Raw genomic sequence first — 17282 nt, 5'->3', positions numbered from 1 at the left:
CACTCGGTCAAGACCAACTTTATCACTTTGCCTATGCCTTTGCAATACTTTTGCTAAATTTTTTTATTTTATTGCAGTGTTTTAACTTTCTATTTACGTCTTATTTGTATAATGTGAGAAAAGAAGCAGAATCCCTAGTATAATATTAGGAGAAGCATCTACGCGAGTAACCGCAGACGGACTAATGAAGCTATCTAACAAACCTATCTATAATGGAAAGTTGCAGGTGAACTTATGCGAAAGAAAAGAGTACTGCTGTTTTCGGAAGGCTTCGGCACGGGCCATACAGGGGCAGCCTATGCTCTGGCTGAAGGAATACGACTGCTGAACCCCGATGTTCAGTGCCGGGTCTTCGAGCTCGGAAAATTCCTGAATCCTACGGTCGCTCCTTGGATTCTTTCCGCTTACCGCAAAACTGTCAGCAGCCAGCCGAAGCTGGTCGGCATGATGTATAAGACCCAATATCATAAATCACTGAACCGGTTGACCAAGCTGGCCCTTCACCGGATTTTTTATACGCATGCCTCTCAGGTCATTGAACAGCTGCGGCCGGATCTGATTATCTGCACGCATCCGATTCCCGCTGCGGTCATCTCCAGGCTGAAGCACCAGGGTCTTGATGTACCGTTCTATACGCTGATTACAGATTATGATGCCCACGGCAGCTGGGTAAATGCGGAAGCCAATAGATATCTGGTATCGACCTCAAGAGTCAAATCCATTCTTACGGGGCGGGGAGTCCCCTCCGAGCTGGTGACGGTGACCGGGATTCCCGTGCATCCGAAATTCTGGGAGTCCCAGGGGAAGACTAAGCTGCGTAAAGAGCTGGGGCTGGCCGACATCCCTACTGCGCTTATTATGGGCGGCGGCTGGGGCTTGATGTTCGGCAAGGATATTATGAACTCGCTCACCGCCCGGATCAATGAGATCCAGCTGATCTTCTGTATGGGCAGCAACGACAAGGCTATAGCCAAAATGCAGGCCAACCCCCTGCTGAACCATCCCAATGTAAGGATTCTCGGTTACAGCAGTGAGATTAACAAGCTGATGGATGCCTCAGATCTGCTGATCACGAAGCCTGGCGGAATGACCTGCACTGAAGGTCAGGCCAAAGGCATTCCAATGCTGTTCTATAACGCCATCCCCGGCCAGGAAGAGAAGAACAGCCAGTATTTCGTCGAGCTGGGGCTGGCCGAGATGCTTGATCCGGGCGTCGTGGACAAATGGTTCTCCATGCTCCTGAGCGAATATGCCGGATTCGGAGGACCGAAGAAGCGCAAGGCCTCTCCGGACCTCCAGCAGCCGCAGCACTGCGCCGCCACCATTCTTAAGATGCTGGGCAAGCCAGCTGCGGAAGCGGTCTTCTCTGAGGCGTGGAGCGCCCCTCCGCCCAAGGTAAGGAGCGAAGAAGCCGTCTATGTCACACCTTAAACCCTTATCCTGATTCCCTAACACAAAAAACCTCCAGCCCATAGATCCTGCGGGCTGGAGGTTTTTGCATTACATATGGCCGTAAGGGAATAGACGTATAGCGTCTGATGTGTAGCGGGTCTTTTATTTATAAAAGGTATGATTGCCGATGGTCTTGGCGAGTGTCCGTGAATGATGCACGGTCAGATCCTGCGCCAGCGTCAGCGACAGGAAGAAATAGGTATCATCCGTAACCTCTTTGACCCCCATAAGTGCTGCGTTTACAGCCTTAATACTGTCCGCATTTGGCTTCACGCGTTTAAGACGCCCGTTGGCCACAGGACTGAACTGCCTTTTCTGATAGATGACTTCTCTGATTGTGTCGGGAAAATTGGCTGACCGCAGCCGGTTTAGAACAACGTTGGCAACTGCCACCTTGCCCTTGTACGGTTCGCCTTCTGCCTCTGCCATGACGATTTTTTGCAGCAGATGCAGGTCTTCTCCGGATACGGCGTAGCTCCAGGTAGCTTCAGCTTGCTGCTCCTTGGGTAGTAGCTTGGTCCGGGAGAAGAACAATGTTGCGGGGGGATGTTGCTGAGTTACAGCCTTGCTTGGTTTAACACTCTTCGTCCCCGTTGCCGCGATCTTGGGCGCTTGCGCCACTGGCGGCGATGCTTTCACCACAGTTACCTTAGGCTTAGTCACAATAGAAGCAGGCTTGACAGCGTCCTTGCGCTGCAGCTTCTCGGGACTTAACCATCCTGCACTCACCGTGCGGGTCCAGGTATGAACCGGTTTGGCAGCTGTGGTGTATAGCATGGGTGTACTATTTTCGGCTGAATGGCTTGTCCTGTGCAGGACGGATGCGGCTTGCGGAAGAAGCTGCTCTACCGATTGATGGCTTGCAGACTTCAGCTTACCCATTTCTATTACATTCTCCCCGGTAGCAGCAGTTCCTTCGGGGTTCATCAAACTTATCGCTGAGAAAGACACTAGGATTACACCAACCAGCAGCGCAATATAGCGGCTCTGTTTGAAAATCAACATGTTTTACCTCCTATTTTACGGCACATTCCTATTGTATGTAACCGAAAATGGAAGCTTTGAAAACTTTCTTGTCGATTTATGTTGAGAAAAATGAAAATTTTTCAGTCATTTCATACATAGGAATGGCATGCATCCTGGTAGCATACACCACAAAAGCATCTACCGTCCAGCCTATGTCTGGAAGTAATTGATCCGCAGGCGGGGTCACCATCCGTAAATTTTCCAGCCGCTCCAGCGTAAACGGATCTTCTCCGCGATATTTGCGTGCTACAGTCAAATGGGGATTGTACGTTCGCATCTCTGGAGTGTAGCCTAGGGGAAGGGTCGCAGAAACCACCTTGTGCTGCAGCTCCTTCAGCGGCTCCAATTCGCCGGAAACCCCGGCCCAGAGCACTCTTGGCGAGTCTGGAAGACCGAAGGTGCCCCATTCGCCGAGCTTTAATTGAAAGCCTTTACTTGAACGCGCAACCTTCCGGAGTGCCTCATATAGAGGTGGAATATTTTCCCTGGGGGTATCTCCAAGAAATTGAAGCGTAATATGGAAATCTTTGAAATGTGTCCATCTGGCAAATTTAAGTGCGGACGACACACGGGCAGACTCATTCTTCAGATATTCAAGCAGCGTATCAGGCAGCGGCACCGCAACGAACAGGCGCTCCACTTCTTGCTCCGGGTCCAATTGGCTCATGCGAATTTCACCTTTCCAGACAGATTTGTTATGCTTATCTATACTTATCGTCTATTTCTCTACTGAAATGTAGAACAGGAGGGAACCATCATGACTAAATCCATCGTTTGTATGCAGCAGCTGTCCTCTGCTCAACAGGAGCTGATCCGCACCGCTGCACCAGAGTACACCCTTACCCTTGGAGATTCCAGGAACCCTGATCTGGAGCTGCTCTCCAGCGCAGAGATTATTATCGGCTGGGGCAAAGGCATCCGGGACACCGTGCTGCGCCAGGGCTCGCCGCTCCGCTGGGTACAAGCCTGGTCCGCCGGAGTAGAGAAGCTTCCGCTGGAAGCCCTGAAGGAACGCGAAATTCAGCTGACGAACGCCAGCGGCGTGCATGCGGAACCGATTACTGCTGTCATCCTCAGCTTCATGCTGATGTTCACGCGGAATATGCACACAGCCATCCGTAACCAGCAGAACCGCCGCTGGCACTCGGACGGACAGGAGAGCGAGCTGACCGGCAAGACGATTGTTATCGCCGGAACCGGCGCCATCGGCAGCGAGACTGCCAGAATCGCCAAAGCCTTCCGGATGAAGACGATCGGAGTCAGCCGCTCCGGGCGACCGGTGGACGGCTTCGACCAGATCTTCACCACCGGGGAGCTGAAGAACGCCGTCCGCGAGGCGGACTTCGTGGTCAACACGCTGCCGCTCACCGACGAAACGCGCGGGCTGTTCGATGCTGAGGTCTTCTCCGCCTGCAAGCAGGGGGCATATTATATTAATATCGGCCGTGGAGTGACCACGCATACGGATGACCTGATCGCTGCACTGAACAGCGGCCAGCTGGCCGGTGCGGGCCTCGATGTCTTCGAGACCGAGCCGCTGCCGGAGGACCACCCGCTCTGGGGCATGGAGCAGGTCATCATCACCCCTCACTGTGCCGGGGTAACCGACCGCTATGCCGACCGGGTGGTCGACATCTTCGTGGAGAACATGAAAGCCTACCTGGAATCCGGCAAGCCTTCGCGCAACCTGGTGGATTATAGCCGCCAGTATTAGGTTGCTTTCGCGGCTGAGCTGGCGCGTTGGAGAGCTGGGGGCTTGGCAGGCCGTAGCTTGGCGGGTTGGCCGGCTAGTGGGTCGGCGGGCAGGCCGTAGCTTGGTGCGTCGGCGGGTTGACGAGCTGGTGGGTTGGTTGAGTAATGGCAATTTTGTTACCTCGCAAACTCACAGTTTAGAGTCCTAACGGTCCCTTGCGGCCAAATGTTGCACATATTGCAACTCGTGTACCGCCAATTTGGGCTATTCGAGCGGAATGTTGCATGAAATGCAGGAATTGTCCCGTTCATCTGCCAACTGGAGAGGAATTGCTGACATTTGTGCAACAATCTCTCATTCACCTCATATTGATCAGGTAAATGTTGCAAATTGTGCAGGATTCCAAGCGGACTCATTAGCATTAGCACCAATAACAGCACCAACACAACACCAACACCAGCATTAGCACCAACATCAGCAGCAGCATTAGCAGTACCAGCATTAGCATCACCAGCACCCACATGTCGATAAATGCTAAGCTCGTTCAACTCTTTCAACTAATTTCAGCAATTCTGTTCATTCAGTAATTCACGCATTCAGCGATTCACGCATTCACGCAAAATAAAGTGCCTCTGCAAACTAAGCAGAGGCTCTTTATATACTTCCATCCCTAAATAGATTGAACTTGAAATTCCCCCATTAGGGAGCAGTGGCGGAAGAGAAGTTTGGAACTGTAGGAGCGACAGCGTCCGCCTTTGTTCCCGGATTTCAACCGCTACTGCGGTTCAATCCAAGAAATCCGGGAACAACAGCTGCCGTAAGTCCAAACATTCTCTGCAGTCACGGCGTATCCCTAATCCCCGAAATTTCGCAGCTTCAATCTATCCCCCTCACACCTTAAAGCGGGTCACCGACTCCCGGAGCTCCGTAAGCAGCAGCTTCAGCTCCGCGATGCCGTTAGCTACAGCGGTGGTCGAGCTGAGCTGCTCATGCGCAGAAGCAGAGGTCTCTTCGACACCGGCCGCCGCTTGCTGGGAGAGTGCCGAGATATGCTGGCTGAACTCGTTCATGGTCTCGCTGGCACCGGTCATTTGCTGCAGATCCTGGCTCATCTCGTCGATAGTCACCGCCATCATGCGGACCGAGCCGTTGATCTCAGCCAGCGCATCACCGGTCTCGACAATCTGCCGGCTGCCTTGCTCCGTCTTGGCTACCCCGCCGCGCAGCTGCTCTACCATGGTTCTGGAGTCGAGCTGGATGCCCTGCGTAATCTCTGTAATCTCGGAGACCGTCCGCTGAACATCCTCTGACAGCTTCCGCACCTCCTGTGCGACAACCGCGAAGCCGCGTCCGCTGTCTCCGGCCCGTGCGGCTTCAATGGCGGCATTGATCGCCAGCAGATGAGTCTGCTCCGAGATGCTCCGGATGGAGCCTACCAGATGGAAGATGCCTTCATTCTTGCGGTTCAGCTCTTCTACGGTATCCATGGACTGCGAGACCGCATCGGCAATCTCGTTCATCTGCGCCACGGAGCTTTCCATGAGCGCCCGGCCCTTTTCACCCTTTTGCCGTACCTGCTCTGAATGATTGGAGAGATCGGTACCTCTGCCGGCAAAATTCTCAATTAACGTATTCAGCTCCTCCACCGCCTTGGAGGCATCCACCGCTGCTTCGGCCTGGCTTCCGGACGCTGTGGCCAGCTCTTCCATCGTCAGCGCGATCTGGCTGCTGCCTTCCTTCGTATCCGCAATGGTATGCATTAACACATCGCCCTGCTCCCCAATGATCCTTGATACATCTCTGATCCGGCTGACCATTTCCAGCAGCGTGCGGTTCGTTTCATTCACCGTCTTGGCCAGCAGGCCAATCTCGTCCTTGTTGCGGATCATCGTCTCTTCCGCCGTCAGATCCCCGCTTGAGATCTGCTGCAGCTGCGAAGTTACCCTCTTCAGCGGATTGATGATCGTTCTGCGGATAACCATATTAACCACACCGATAACGACAAGGACAATCAACACAGTCGCAATATTCATTCTCCCGGCGGTATTGAAAATACTTGTAGATATTTCCCCCTCATTCTCAGCATCCTTCTGGCTGTGCGCTACCAGCGCATCCAGATCCACCTGCATGGAATTAAAAGCGTCAATCCCCTTCTGCGATACCTCAAGGGCCAATTTCTCGTCATTGGAGCTGCTGAGCAGAATCGCCTGATTGTTGACAGTCAGGAACTCGCCCCATTTTCCGACGAGCGACTGTAATTGCTTCAGCTCCTGATCTCCTTTCAGATTGGCTTTATATTCCTTAAAAGTATCCGCTACTTTGCCGATGAATTTGGACCGCTCTTCCGCAAGGGCGTTTTTGTCCGCGCTGTCAGTGCTCAGGATATGCTGCAGGCTGAGTGCCATAACATGCTCTGTCAGATAGTTGACATTGTGAATTTTGTTCAGCTCGGGAATGATGTGATTAATGACTTTCCCGGTGTTCTTCTGCATACCGTTCATTTGATAGAGCGATACCCCGCCGCTGATCAGAACGAATACAGCCAGAGCCGCATAACCGGAAGCGATCTTGAAGCCGATGCTTTTTCTGCCGCTGGACAGCTTCGCCTGCTGCTTCTTGCCTGCTTCATTCCTCCCTTTTCCTAACCAATCCTTCAGTCGCTGACCTATCCCCACACCTGTGTGCCCCCTTGAAATTATTCTGGATGATTCCACCAATTTCCATCTGATTACATTTATTTTCATAAAAAAAGCAAAAAAAAATAGGTTATATGTACTATGTCGGCAGCAGACGGTTAAAAATTAACATGTTTCTCTCGATGTAAGGTTTTACCTGCCAGCCCAGACGGCGGACAGGTAAAGTTTCTACTATATAGGATAAGTCTAATCCAGATCGTAAATCGAACCGACCTTCAGCCCGTACAGCTCATTGTAGATTTTCTCGGCAAAAGCGTCGGTCATTCCGGCGATATAATCGGTCACCATATGCTCCCAGGTCCAGATCGGCTTGGCCGACTTCTGATCCTTCTCGAACCGCTGCAGCCAGTCCGAAGGGATAATACTCCGGGACGTCTCGGGATCAAGGAACGCCTCCCACAGCCGCCGCAGTATCCACTCGCTCCGTTTCTGCAGACGCTGTACGCGCAAATCGCGGATCATCGTTACCCAGGCGAAGCTTTTGAGCACACTGACGGTCCGCAGCATGTCCTCATCCTCCCTGCCTTCCTTAATGAAGGTAACCTTCTTCCAGTCCCCGTCCCCGATCACGCCGAGACTGGCGACAAAGGTACTGACCCAATAGGCCTTGACTTCACGGCGGGTGCGGGAATAGTCATTCTCACAGGTAGGCATCTTCTCCTTCCAGATCCGCAGGAATGAACTCAGCACCTCCTCCACCTTGAAGCGGATCGCCGACTTGTTCCAGCCGGACCAGAACGCATCCTCAAGCGTAGTGATCTTCTCGACAATCAGCCGCTGAATATAGTCGTCATGCAGGAAATGCTCATGTACCTCAATCTTACCGGCCTTGATGCCGTCCTCCAGATCATGCGCCGAATAAGCAATATCGTCACACAGGTCCATCAGCTGCGCTTCCAGCGTCTTTTTGCCGGCCGGAATTCCCCACTGGGTGCGGATCTCATGGATATACTCCCATTCATGCAGATACATCCCCTTCTTCAGCACCGTCCCGGGAAAAGGATATTTGTTAATGCCCAGCAGCACCGCGTCCGAGAGGTTCAGACCGTCGATATTCTCGCGCTTCTCCAGGAACATGATCAGGCGGAAGTTATGGGCGTTGCCTTCAAAATGCTCAAATTTGCGCTTCATGCTCTCATGTATCGTCTGCTGCTGAACCGGACCTGCGCCTGACTTGGCCACTGCCTCTAGCGTCTTGCGGGTAACCAGCTTCTCCAGCAGGCTGTCCAGCACCTCTTCTCCCTTATGCCCAAATGGGGGATGTCCGAAGTCATGGGCGATTGCCGCACATTCCACTACCTCGGGATCAATGACCAGGCCCGGATTCTCCGCGGCTCCTGTCTCTACTTCCGGGTAAGAACGCAGCAGACTCTTGGCCGCTTCGCGGGCAATCTGCGCCACCTCCAGCGAGTGGGTCAGGCGCGTCCGGTAGTAATCCCCGGTTCCGGCCCCGAACACCTGCGATTTGCCCTGCAGCCGCCGGAAGGTCGGCGAATGGATCAGACGCGAATAGTCGCGTTCATATGCGGCTCTGGAGGTCTCCAGCTTCGTGATTTCCGGATATTGTCTATGCTCTCTTTGTTCAATCAGTGTCATCTCCGCTGCCCCTATTCCTTGATCTGTATTTAGTAATTTATTATAAGTCATTTCCGCCGGAACTTTCACTCTAAAATGCAAATCGCCCTGCGGGCTGCTATAAATGCATAGCAACCAAGGGGGATAGAGCATTCTAAGACTTAAGCAGCAGGAACCGCCTATAAAAACAAGTGTGGAGTGAATCTGAGAGCCATGAGAACAGCCACCCGATTGACCGCCGCAGTTCTTGCCGCACTGGCGCTGATGCACAGCCCTTCCGATCTGGCGCTGGGCAGTCCGAACAAAGCAAAAAACCGCTACTACTATGAGGAGCGCGGCGATATGATCTGGGAAGTGCGAACCAGCCAGAAGGTGATTGCGCTGACCTTCGATGACGGCCCGGACCCCCTGGAGACGGACGGCATTCTGGAGGTGCTGCATGAGTATCAAGCGAAATGCACGTTTTTTGCGATTGGCAAACGGATCGCCGCTTATCCTGATGTCGCCAGACGCGTGATTAATGAAGGACATGAGCTGGCGAACCATACCTACAACCATGTCTATTTCAAAAGGCCGGTCTCCGGGGAGCAGATTCAGGAGGAGCTTGCGCTGACGGAGAAGGAAATTATGAAGATATCCGGCAGACACAGCAGCCTGTTCAGACCGCCGGGCGGCATGTATGACGAGACGCTGATCGATGTGTCCAACAGCATGGGCCTGAAGCCCGTGCTGTGGTCCTGGCATCAGGACACCCGCGACTGGAACCGCCCCGGCGTCTGGAACATCTCAAGCCGGGTGATCCGCAATGCCAAGAGCGGCGATATTGTCCTGTTCCACGACCATGTCCACGGGCCCTCGCAGACGAAGGAAGCACTGAAGATTATTCTGCCTGAGCTGAAGAAGCAAGGCTTCCGGTTTGTTACCGTCTCGGAGCTGATTGAGTTATCCGATGTGCAGCAGGCGAAGACAGACCGGCATATGACCTATTAGGGGGCCTGCCCGGATTGCACAGGTTCACAAAATAAGGTAGTCTTGAGCATAATAAGGCTATCCTAATATGGCTATTTGTGAATCTGCCGCAGTCCATCCCCCAGGAGGGTACAATACATGACCGAGAATACTTCCTATACAACCGAGGAAATCGCCCGGCTGCTCAAAATCTCCAAGCTCAAGGTCTATGATCTCATTAAAAAGGGCGAGCTGCCCTCTTACCGTGTCGGCAAGCAGATGCGGGTTGACCTCTCTGATCTGGAGAGGTACAAGCAGAATTCCCGCAACAGCGGGCCTTCTGCCCATCCGCTGCCCGGGGGCGGGCTGTCTGAAGCTGCATTGCCTCAGGCGCAGCCATCGCAGCAGACGGGCCCCCTGTTCGCCGCGCCTTATCAGGCCTTCGCCTCCCCTCCGCCACACAGCATGAAGAGCAGCGGTGTACATGTAGTCATTACCGGTCAGGATATGTCACTTGATATTCTGGCGACCCATCTGGAGCGGACCCTGCCCTCCACCCGCCCGCTCCGTTCCTATGCGGGCAGTCTGGACAGCCTCATTGCCATGTATCAGGGCGAATCAGATATTGTCAGTACCCATCTGCTGGATGGCGATAGCGGCGAATATAACCTGCCCTATATCCGCAAGCTGCTCGTAGGCTTCTCCTATATTGTAGTGCATCTGCTAACACGCAGCGCAGGCTTCTATGTGCAAAAGGGCAATCCGCTGGGCATCCGCAGTTGGGGGGACCTCCGGCAGGACGGGCTAACGCTGATCAACCGTGAGCGCGGCTCCGGTGCCCGGGTGCTGCTGGATGAACAGCTGCGCCTGCACGGAATTCCGACCTCCCGCTTGAACGGATACATTAATGAAGAGAACAGCCATCTGGCAGTAGCCAGCCTGGTGGCGAGAGGCGGGGCGGACGTGGGCATCGGCACCGAGAAAGCCGCCAGAATCATTGACGGCATCGACTTCATTCCGCTGATCCGGGAGCGCTACGATCTGGTCATGGTGAAGAAGCCGGAGAATGAAGCCTGGATTAACGCCATTCTGGATATTCTGCGCTCGGAGTCCTTCCGCAGTGAGCTAAGCTCGATTCACAGCTATGACCTGAGCGAGACAGGCAATATTATTTACGAGACTTGAAACCAGAGGAGGAACGCATGTTATCCACAATACCGCAGGCAGCATTCAGGCTGGAGCGCTTGTTTTTTTCAAGCGTACACAGCTATTACGGAAGATTTGCAGAAGGGGACGCTTTGCCCCGAAGGACCCTTCACCACCATGCCCTGTGTTATGTAACAGAAGGTAAGGGGCAGATTATCCTAAATGGGGGGCTGCTTACGGCGAATAAAGGAGACCTCTTTTTGTTGTTGCCCGAAACTTCAGTGGAAGGCAAAGCGCTGACGGCAGAACCGCTGCGTTATATGATCATTTTCTTCTCCTGTATACAGCTTCGTAAGGATCACAGGCACCAGGAGCTCCATCCTCCGGTATTTCCGGTTAACGGGAAGCTTGAAGCACCCGGCCATCCACGGGCTGCAGAGATCAGCCGGCAAATGACCTCCTTTCACCGTACCCGTAATCCGGAGGATATCATGCACGCCAAATACCGTCTGCAGCGGCTGCTCGCGTTGCTGCTTCAACCAAGTAAGCGAATGGTGCAGGGCAAGGCTGTAGGGATGGATACTGTGCTCGCCCACATGAAGAACAACTACAACCAAGAGCTTAAAGTTGGGCAACTGGCTCTAATGGCAGGCTTAAGCACCAATCATTTTATCAGAGCGTTCAAGCAGCTTACAGAAAAGACACCTATGGCCTATTTGCTGGAGGAACGGATAAAAAGGGCTAAGCAGCTGCTCTTCTCTTCCGAACGGGTCAAGCAGATCGCCAAGGAAGTGGGCTATAAGGACGAGCATTATTTCAGCCGGGTGTTCAAAAAATCGGAAGGCGTGGCACCGGCCAGCTACCTCAAAAACAATCATATCCGTATTGCTGTTCTCTACTATGGTCTGGATGATTACCTGATGACACTTGGACTGACGCCAGTGGCTGCGCTGTCTTACCGGGAACGGGTGTCAAGAAATTATAGCCTCCCCCACCCGGGTGTGCTGGAGCAGGAAATTGTCCGCCTGAACGGTTCCCGGTTGAATTATGAAGAGCTGGCACGGGTGAGGCCTGATCTGATTATCGGGAGCGACCGGCTGTTACCAGGCGAGTTGCTGGAGTCCATCGCACCCACGGTTGTCCTTGAGCATACCGATAATGTGGAGCAGCAGTTGTCCCGGTTGTCCCGTATTCTGGGCAGAGAGCAGCAGGCTGACGACTGGATGAACCGCTACGCAGAGCAGAAGCACCTCCTTAGATCACGGCTGGAAGCACAGAATGTACTGCCCACGGTTTCTTTTATCAGAGTCAGCTCTGAATTCTACCGCCTGTACGGTGCCTCCAATCAGACAGGAACTCTCCTATACCAAGATCTTGGACTACGCCCGCCCCACTCAACCCCTGAGCAGACAGGAGCAGTGGATTTCGAGATTCATGAGCTTCCCCGGTATAACCCGGGAACCATCTTTTTGGCTGCGGACCCTACCCTGGAATCGAGACAACGGCTGGAAGCACTGCTCTCGTCCAGAGAATGGTCTTCACTGGATGCAGTGAAGCACTCCCGGGTATTCGATGCCGGAGATCTGTTGTTCAAAACACTCGGACCCTCAGGCAGAAAGTGGGCCATGTCCTATGTTGCATCCCGGATTGGCAGGCGGGACGATAGAATTATCCACGGCAACACAGGGTTATAATCCATTGAAAAGTATGTATCGATCTCCTATCATAATGATAATGATTATTATTATCTATTAGACAAAGGAGACTAGAAATAAATGAATCGAATGAAATCCATCCAGGTCATGCTCCTTGCCGTTCTGCTGCTGATACTGGCCGCTTGCAGCAATACAGCGGGACAACCGGCCTCCGGGGAACAGAGTCCCGCCGCTTCCCAAACCAGGGACCCGGCGGCTGCAGAACCGGGCACACGCACGATTACCCACCTTAAGGGAGAATCCGTGATTCCGGCCAAAATCGAAAAAATCGTTGTTCTCTCGGCAGAGTACATAGATCATCTGTTGACTATCGGAGAGAAGCCCTCCGGTGTGAACACCGAGGTCCGGTACGGAGGAGAGTATCTTCCCTATATGGCTGACAAGCTGCAGGGGGTACAAACTGTAGGTTCGGCGGATAATCCCAACCTTGAGGCCATTACCTTGCTTGATCCGGATGTGATTCTTATTGAGAGCCGGACGGCCGAGAATAAGTATGAGCAACTGAACAAAATCGCCCCTACCATCGTTCTTGGAAATGAATGGCTTGATTATGGCGACGATACTTCCTTTTGGACCAAGGATCTGCTAACCATTGCCGAGATGTATGACAAGACGGATATGGCGAAGGAAAAAATTGCCGAACTGGAACAGAAAACGGTCCAGGCCAGTGAGAAAATTAAAGCGCTGGACAACAAAAAACTTGCCTACCTCCGTGTACGTGAGAAGACGCTCCAGGTGTACGCACAACAAGGTCATCCAACCAATGCACTCCTTTACCAGGATCTCGGATTTGAACCTGCCGCACTTACGCCGGAAGAGCAAAGAGCAGATTTATCCTTGGAGAAAATACCGGAGCTGGGGGCAGACTTTATCGTCCTTGAGGTGGATTCCAATGCCCGCGATTTCCTGGACAACATGCAGGCCAGCGCACTCTGGAAGAACATCCCTGCCGTACAGGGAGGAAAGGTTCATGAGACCGATTCCTTCTGGCTCTTTAAGGGCTGGGGAGTGATCGGCCGGGGTGAAATTATTGATGAAATCATGGCATGGCTGGAGCAATGAGTGAGGTTATACCTTTTAGCAGCCAGTGGATACAAGATTTCATGCAGCAGCATTTTGCCGTGACTGTCGCGGAGGACAGGAATAATTCTTTTCCATACAGTACAGAAGATCTATTGGACGAAGCGAAGCTTCCGTTAATTATCAGGCAGCAATCACTCCAGCTTGGGGAGCCTGGAGGAATTGTAGTCGGAACTTTGTTTGCCAAAAGGTACTCGGTGTTGATCATGGGACTGGCCGCCTCCATCACTCTCTTCGATACCCCGCTCTCTCTGCTGCCCGGCGCTTTGCGGTTCAGGCTAACGGATGCAGGAATGATGCAGTATGAAGCGGAGACGGCAGCCACGGACAAATGGCCTGATAACCCTTCGGAAGTTCGTCAAGCCTGCCTTTCCGGCTATATAGATCGCCTGCTGGCACATTTACGGCAGGTGCTCCAGGCTGTATCAGGTTATACGGGGGCCAAGGAGAAAATCATGTGGTCGCTGATTGCACATAATTTGCATAACCTGTATGGACAGCTGCATACGGACAAGGGAATCTGGGACTCAGAGGATCGGGGCCGGATCATCGGCCAGGATTATAATACCCTGCTTCAGCCGGAGAAGCCGGATGAATTATCCATGCGGTTCCGGCGGTATGAGCATCCGAAGCTCCGTGGCCGTTCATTCTATCTGCGCAGGCATTGCTGCCTGGCCTACCGGATCAGAATCGGGCCTGATGCCGGAGAGTATTGCAGCACTTGCCCCAAGCTATCACCGGAAGAGAGATGCAATATATTGAACAACTGAGCAACGCCCATCCCCGGTTCAGGATGGGCGTTGCTTATTTCTGCTCTGCTATTCTCTGAGACCACTAATGACAATAACATCCCGGTTATAGCTGCCTCCGGCAAACGTAATGCCTTCCGGCTCCGTCTTGCGGGGCAGCAGCGCTTCAGAGATAATATTGCCGGTATGGTCAAGGTAGCTGGTGACATCGACACTCTTATGATAGAGGCAGATGTCATCCACCCGGTCCTCCATGACGATACGCAGCGCGGTGGCCTCCTGCACCGAGAGCAGTTCCCCATGCTGCCGCACAGGCAGCCGTTCTGCATGCATCTGCGGCTTCGCTGCCCCGAACGGAACCGCCAGGGTGACGATGGCTGCACTGCCGGTTAGGGTAAGGGAACGCTTCATGACCGGACTATCATGGTAGTGACCTTGCTTGAAGATCAGGCCCTGCTCCAGCGTCAGCCGGTCGTCGGCCAGCCCGGAGGGCAGCGGCTTCAGCAGCAGATTAGCCCCCTCCAGTTGGGAGACAACGTCCCCGCTGAGAGCATCGTAGGCCGCTGCACCCGGCGGCAGGTGGAAGTACTGCTCATAGCGGTGCTGCCCTTTGGCTTCGAACAGATCCACGATCAGCCAATAGCTGTTCTTGACGAACAGTACCTTGCGGGAGTGAACCACCGGATCTTCGTACCGGGTATATCCGTACTGGCTCGCAAAGGTGTAGTCATATGCTTCATTGAACTGGGTATCCCAGATTCTGCAGCTCGCCGTAGGCGGTGTATTCCAGTGGAAGCTGCGGACATGCTGGTCCTGTCCGTCTACAACTACGGTGTTATGGGCACGGGTCGAGACTGTATATTTACGTTCCTTGTTCCACTCAAACAAGCCCATACCCGAATCCGCCAGCAGCTCGCGTCCTCCGGCGTAGAGCACCAGGCTGAGCGCATCGGAATGCGCATGCCCGCCGATGCCGACGCCTGCCCGCATCGCCATGTACATATCGTTAGGGCTCCAGCCCTGGCGCGAGGTCACATAACCGCCTGCCGGGAAGCAGGCTGCCGTCTCCGCCGGCTCGACAGCCTTCAGCTGATCATACTCCGCTGCAGCCTCCGGCCCGATTCTCCACAGCAGGGAGAACGGCAGCCGCTCATGCCCCAGCGCTTTGAAGTCTCCCCGCTGATACAGGTAAGCGCCCAGGCTCATGACACCACGCAGCTCGCTGACGACCTGAACATCGGTATCGCCGAATTTGACCAGTTGCCCGTCCGGGGCCAGCAGATGCATCGTAACAACATACATCTTCTCCAGCGTCTCCCGGTATTCTCCGGCATCGATGCCGAGCTTCTGATACAAAACCACCAGCTCATACAGCTCACGCATGACGATCAGGTGGTAATTCGGGCTGCCCTCGAACTGTACCCCGTCGGGGTAGACGTTCTCAAGGATATAGCCCGGCAGCTTACGTCCGGCGTATTCCAGCCATGCGGCGGAATCCTTCAGCTCCGGCAGCAGCAGCGCCGTCTGAGTCAGCCCCCGGAGCTGCATACAGACATGGTTGCCGCCGCTTGCATGATATTTACGGACGTAATCCCCGTGCTGCTGGAAGGACTGAATCAGCTTCAGCTTCACCTCAGGCTCGAAGGCCGGGGAGCTGAAGAAGGTAATGAAGGCTTCCGGCAGCATGAACATCCGCACACCGGCGGAGAGGGGGTCCCAGGTCGAATGCTCCGCCCGGAAGGTACCATCCACCGGCATAGGGTTGTCGTCAATGAAATGGCTGATCATATCATTGAAGCATCTGGCGTATTTGTCATCCCCGGTCAGCGCATAGGCTCTGGACAGGCGCTTCACGTAGACGAACCGGGTCAGATGGAGCTGATACTGCGAGCTGTCGAACAGCCAGCTGTTCCAGTCATAGCTTCCGTGCCGGAAGAGCACTCTTTTCCCTTTGAACAGGGGAATATCCCCCTCCACAATCCGGTCCGCCTCGGCAATATCCTGCTGTGCCTCTTCCTCCCCGCTGTAATGGCTGGCGGCGTACGCCCGAAGCTTGGGAACATCCTTCACCTCAAAGTAATATCTCCCGTTGTTACCCGCTGCAATGACTTCAAAATAAGCATCCCGTGCACCGGGGACATCGCCTAAGTCCAGCTTCGCAGCTACCTCTGCAAGCTCCGGTCTGTTCAAGTCCAGCATCGTGCTTAAGAATTCCCCGGCCGTGAGCTGCGGCTTCGTGTATGCGGGATTGTGGCGCAGATCTTTATATCGCATAGTCAATTCTATCATCACCTTTATATTCGCGGATCTCTCCGCCTAAAGTCTATTCCTTAATTGAACCAAGCATGGCACCCTTGGCAAAATACTTCTGCAGGAACGGGTACACTATGACTATAGGCAGCATCGCCAGCAGAATGGCTGCATTCTGGACATTGGGTCCAAGATTGGCTGCAAGCGAAGCATCTACCGCTGCCTCTGCCGAGATATTGGAGGCGCTGATTGCCACCATCTGCCGCAGGAGCGGTTGAATCGGCCAGCGCGAGGTATCATTCAGATAGATGACCGCCGAGAAGAACTCATTCCAGAACTGCACCATGAAGAACAGCGTGAATGTGGCGATAATCGGCTTGGACAGCGGCAGCACGATCGAGTAGAGAATTCTGAATTCCCCGGCCCCGTCAATTCTGGCTGCTTCGTCCAGACTCTCGGGCAGGCTCTGGAAGAAGGAGCGGATGACCATAATATTGAAGGCACTGGAGGCTGCCGGAAGCACTACTGCCCAGTAGGAATCGATCAGACCCAGATTTTTGACGACCAGATAGTTCGGAATCATGCCCCCATGGAAGATCATCGTGAAGAAAATAACCAGCAGCATGATCCGGCGTCCGGGCAGAAATTTCTTCGACAGGGCATAAGCCAGTGTAATCGAGACAAACAGGCTGAGCACCGTTCCCATCGCCGTGATAATGACCGAGTTCTTGACGGAGGTCAGGAACGTATTCGCATTCAGCAGATAGCTATAGGCATCCAGTGTCCAGTGCTTGGGCCAGATGAAGAAATTCCCGGCCATCGAATCTCCCGGCGGACTGAACGAGACCGCAATAATATATAGAAAAGGCAGAATAACCAGCAAGCTGATTAAGCAAATAATGACTACAATAATGGTGTCAAACCAGGTTGCCTTAAGCTTCATAACCTCTCC

General features: G+C 53.5%; 13 protein-coding genes. 7 read left to right on the top strand and 6 right to left on the bottom strand.

Annotation, left to right across the window (positions count from 1 at the left end; translation table 11 throughout):
- Nucleotides 1-234 precede the first annotated feature (234 nt).
- Nucleotides 235-1431: an MGDG synthase family glycosyltransferase gene (locus MKX51_RS03755; protein WP_340991247.1), complete on the top strand. Its 1197-nt coding sequence runs from the start codon at nucleotides 235-237 to the stop codon at nucleotides 1429-1431.
- 123 nt (nucleotides 1432-1554) lie between these two features.
- Here the strand turns inward: MKX51_RS03755 and MKX51_RS03750 are convergent, their stop codons facing one another.
- Both MKX51_RS03750 and thpR read right to left on the bottom strand, forming a co-directional pair.
- Complete coding sequence (locus MKX51_RS03750; RefSeq protein ID WP_340991246.1) at nucleotides 1555-2457, bottom strand: cell wall hydrolase; 903 nt, start codon at nucleotides 2455-2457, stop codon at nucleotides 1555-1557.
- A gap of 76 nt (nucleotides 2458-2533) precedes the next feature.
- Nucleotides 2534-3145: an RNA 2',3'-cyclic phosphodiesterase gene (gene thpR / locus MKX51_RS03745; protein ID WP_340991245.1), complete on the bottom strand. Its 612-nt coding sequence runs from the start codon at nucleotides 3143-3145 to the stop codon at nucleotides 2534-2536.
- Between the two features lie 90 nt (nucleotides 3146-3235).
- Between thpR and MKX51_RS03740 the strand changes: the two genes are divergently transcribed.
- Nucleotides 3236-4192, top strand: a complete 957-nt coding sequence (locus tag MKX51_RS03740; RefSeq protein ID WP_340991244.1) for a D-2-hydroxyacid dehydrogenase — start codon at nucleotides 3236-3238, stop codon at nucleotides 4190-4192.
- A gap of 869 nt (nucleotides 4193-5061) precedes the next feature.
- Here MKX51_RS03740 and MKX51_RS03735 read toward each other — a convergent pair.
- Both MKX51_RS03735 and MKX51_RS03730 read right to left on the bottom strand, forming a co-directional pair.
- Nucleotides 5062-6846 carry a methyl-accepting chemotaxis protein gene (locus MKX51_RS03735; RefSeq protein ID WP_340943775.1) on the bottom strand — a complete coding sequence of 595 codons (1785 nt, stop codon included), beginning with the start codon at nucleotides 6844-6846 and terminating at the stop codon, nucleotides 5062-5064.
- A 207-nt stretch (nucleotides 6847-7053) separates the two neighbouring features.
- Entirely contained in the window at nucleotides 7054-8463 is a 1410-nt protein-coding gene (locus MKX51_RS03730) for a deoxyguanosinetriphosphate triphosphohydrolase family protein (protein ID WP_340991243.1), read from the bottom strand.
- A gap of 192 nt (nucleotides 8464-8655) precedes the next feature.
- On the opposite strand from MKX51_RS03730, the gene MKX51_RS03725 reads away from it, so the two are divergent.
- The 5 genes from MKX51_RS03725 to MKX51_RS03705 all read left to right on the top strand — a co-directional run bounded on the left by MKX51_RS03725 (nucleotide 8656) and on the right by MKX51_RS03705 (nucleotide 14101).
- Complete coding sequence (locus MKX51_RS03725) at nucleotides 8656-9432, top strand: polysaccharide deacetylase family protein (protein WP_340991242.1); 777 nt, start codon at nucleotides 8656-8658, stop codon at nucleotides 9430-9432.
- 117 nt (nucleotides 9433-9549) lie between these two features.
- Nucleotides 9550-10575 (top strand): helix-turn-helix transcriptional regulator, encoded by a 1026-nt coding sequence (locus MKX51_RS03720; RefSeq protein WP_340991241.1) that lies wholly within the window; start codon nucleotides 9550-9552, stop codon nucleotides 10573-10575.
- Between the two features lie 17 nt (nucleotides 10576-10592).
- Nucleotides 10593-12230 carry an AraC family transcriptional regulator gene (locus MKX51_RS03715; protein ID WP_340991240.1) on the top strand — a complete coding sequence of 546 codons (1638 nt, stop codon included), beginning with the start codon at nucleotides 10593-10595 and terminating at the stop codon, nucleotides 12228-12230.
- A gap of 81 nt (nucleotides 12231-12311) precedes the next feature.
- Nucleotides 12312-13313 carry an iron-siderophore ABC transporter substrate-binding protein gene (locus MKX51_RS03710; RefSeq protein WP_340991239.1) on the top strand — a complete coding sequence of 334 codons (1002 nt, stop codon included), beginning with the start codon at nucleotides 12312-12314 and terminating at the stop codon, nucleotides 13311-13313.
- Nucleotides 13310-14101, top strand: coding sequence for a hypothetical protein (locus tag MKX51_RS03705; RefSeq protein ID WP_340991238.1), 792 nt, complete (start codon nucleotides 13310-13312; stop codon nucleotides 14099-14101). The genes MKX51_RS03710 and MKX51_RS03705 overlap by 4 nt, the downstream gene beginning before the upstream one ends.
- A 48-nt stretch (nucleotides 14102-14149) precedes the next feature.
- On the opposite strand, the gene MKX51_RS03700 is transcribed toward MKX51_RS03705, so the two are convergent.
- The gene (locus tag MKX51_RS03700) at nucleotides 14150-16354 is read right to left on the bottom strand and encodes an alginate lyase family protein (RefSeq protein ID WP_340995493.1); all 2205 of its coding nucleotides are present in this window, start codon (nucleotides 16352-16354) and stop codon (nucleotides 14150-14152) included.
- A 49-nt stretch (nucleotides 16355-16403) separates the two neighbouring features.
- Nucleotides 16404-17273, bottom strand: coding sequence for a carbohydrate ABC transporter permease (locus MKX51_RS03695; protein ID WP_209992080.1), 870 nt, complete (start codon nucleotides 17271-17273; stop codon nucleotides 16404-16406).
- Between the last annotated feature and the right edge of the window lie 9 nt (nucleotides 17274-17282).

Origin of the sequence: Paenibacillus sp. FSL M7-0420 (genome assembly GCF_038002345.1) — a bacterium.
In the GTDB taxonomy this organism is placed as follows: Bacteria; Bacillota; Bacilli; order Paenibacillales; family Paenibacillaceae; genus Paenibacillus_AQ.
The sequence above is the reverse complement of the archived record's forward strand: the minus strand, read 5'-3'. Positions and strand labels throughout refer to the sequence as shown.

Bases quoted from the DNA above. Each gene is read 5' to 3' on its own strand.
- MKX51_RS03725 (WP_340991242.1), top strand. From the start codon at position 8,656: ATGAGAACAGCCACCCGATTGACCGCCGCAGTTCTTGCCGCACTGGCG.
- MKX51_RS03705 (WP_340991238.1), top strand. From the start codon at position 13,310: ATGAGTGAGGTTATACCTTTTAGCAGCCAGTGGATACAAGATTTCATG.
- MKX51_RS03740 (WP_340991244.1), top strand. From the start codon at position 3,236: ATGACTAAATCCATCGTTTGTATGCAGCAGCTGTCCTCTGCTCAACAG.
- MKX51_RS03710 (WP_340991239.1), top strand. From the start codon at position 12,312: ATGAATCGAATGAAATCCATCCAGGTCATGCTCCTTGCCGTTCTGCTG.
- MKX51_RS03715 (WP_340991240.1), top strand. From the start codon at position 10,593: ATGTTATCCACAATACCGCAGGCAGCATTCAGGCTGGAGCGCTTGTTT.
- MKX51_RS03730 (WP_340991243.1), bottom strand. From the start codon at position 8,463: ATGACACTGATTGAACAAAGAGAGCATAGACAATATCCGGAAATCACG.
- MKX51_RS03750 (WP_340991246.1), bottom strand. From the start codon at position 2,457: ATGTTGATTTTCAAACAGAGCCGCTATATTGCGCTGCTGGTTGGTGTA.
- thpR (WP_340991245.1), bottom strand. From the start codon at position 3,145: ATGAGCCAATTGGACCCGGAGCAAGAAGTGGAGCGCCTGTTCGTTGCG.
- MKX51_RS03695 (WP_209992080.1), bottom strand. From the start codon at position 17,273: ATGAAGCTTAAGGCAACCTGGTTTGACACCATTATTGTAGTCATTATT.
- MKX51_RS03720 (WP_340991241.1), top strand. From the start codon at position 9,550: ATGACCGAGAATACTTCCTATACAACCGAGGAAATCGCCCGGCTGCTC.
- MKX51_RS03755 (WP_340991247.1), top strand. From the start codon at position 235: ATGCGAAAGAAAAGAGTACTGCTGTTTTCGGAAGGCTTCGGCACGGGC.
- MKX51_RS03700 (WP_340995493.1), bottom strand. From the start codon at position 16,354: ATGCGATATAAAGATCTGCGCCACAATCCCGCATACACGAAGCCGCAG.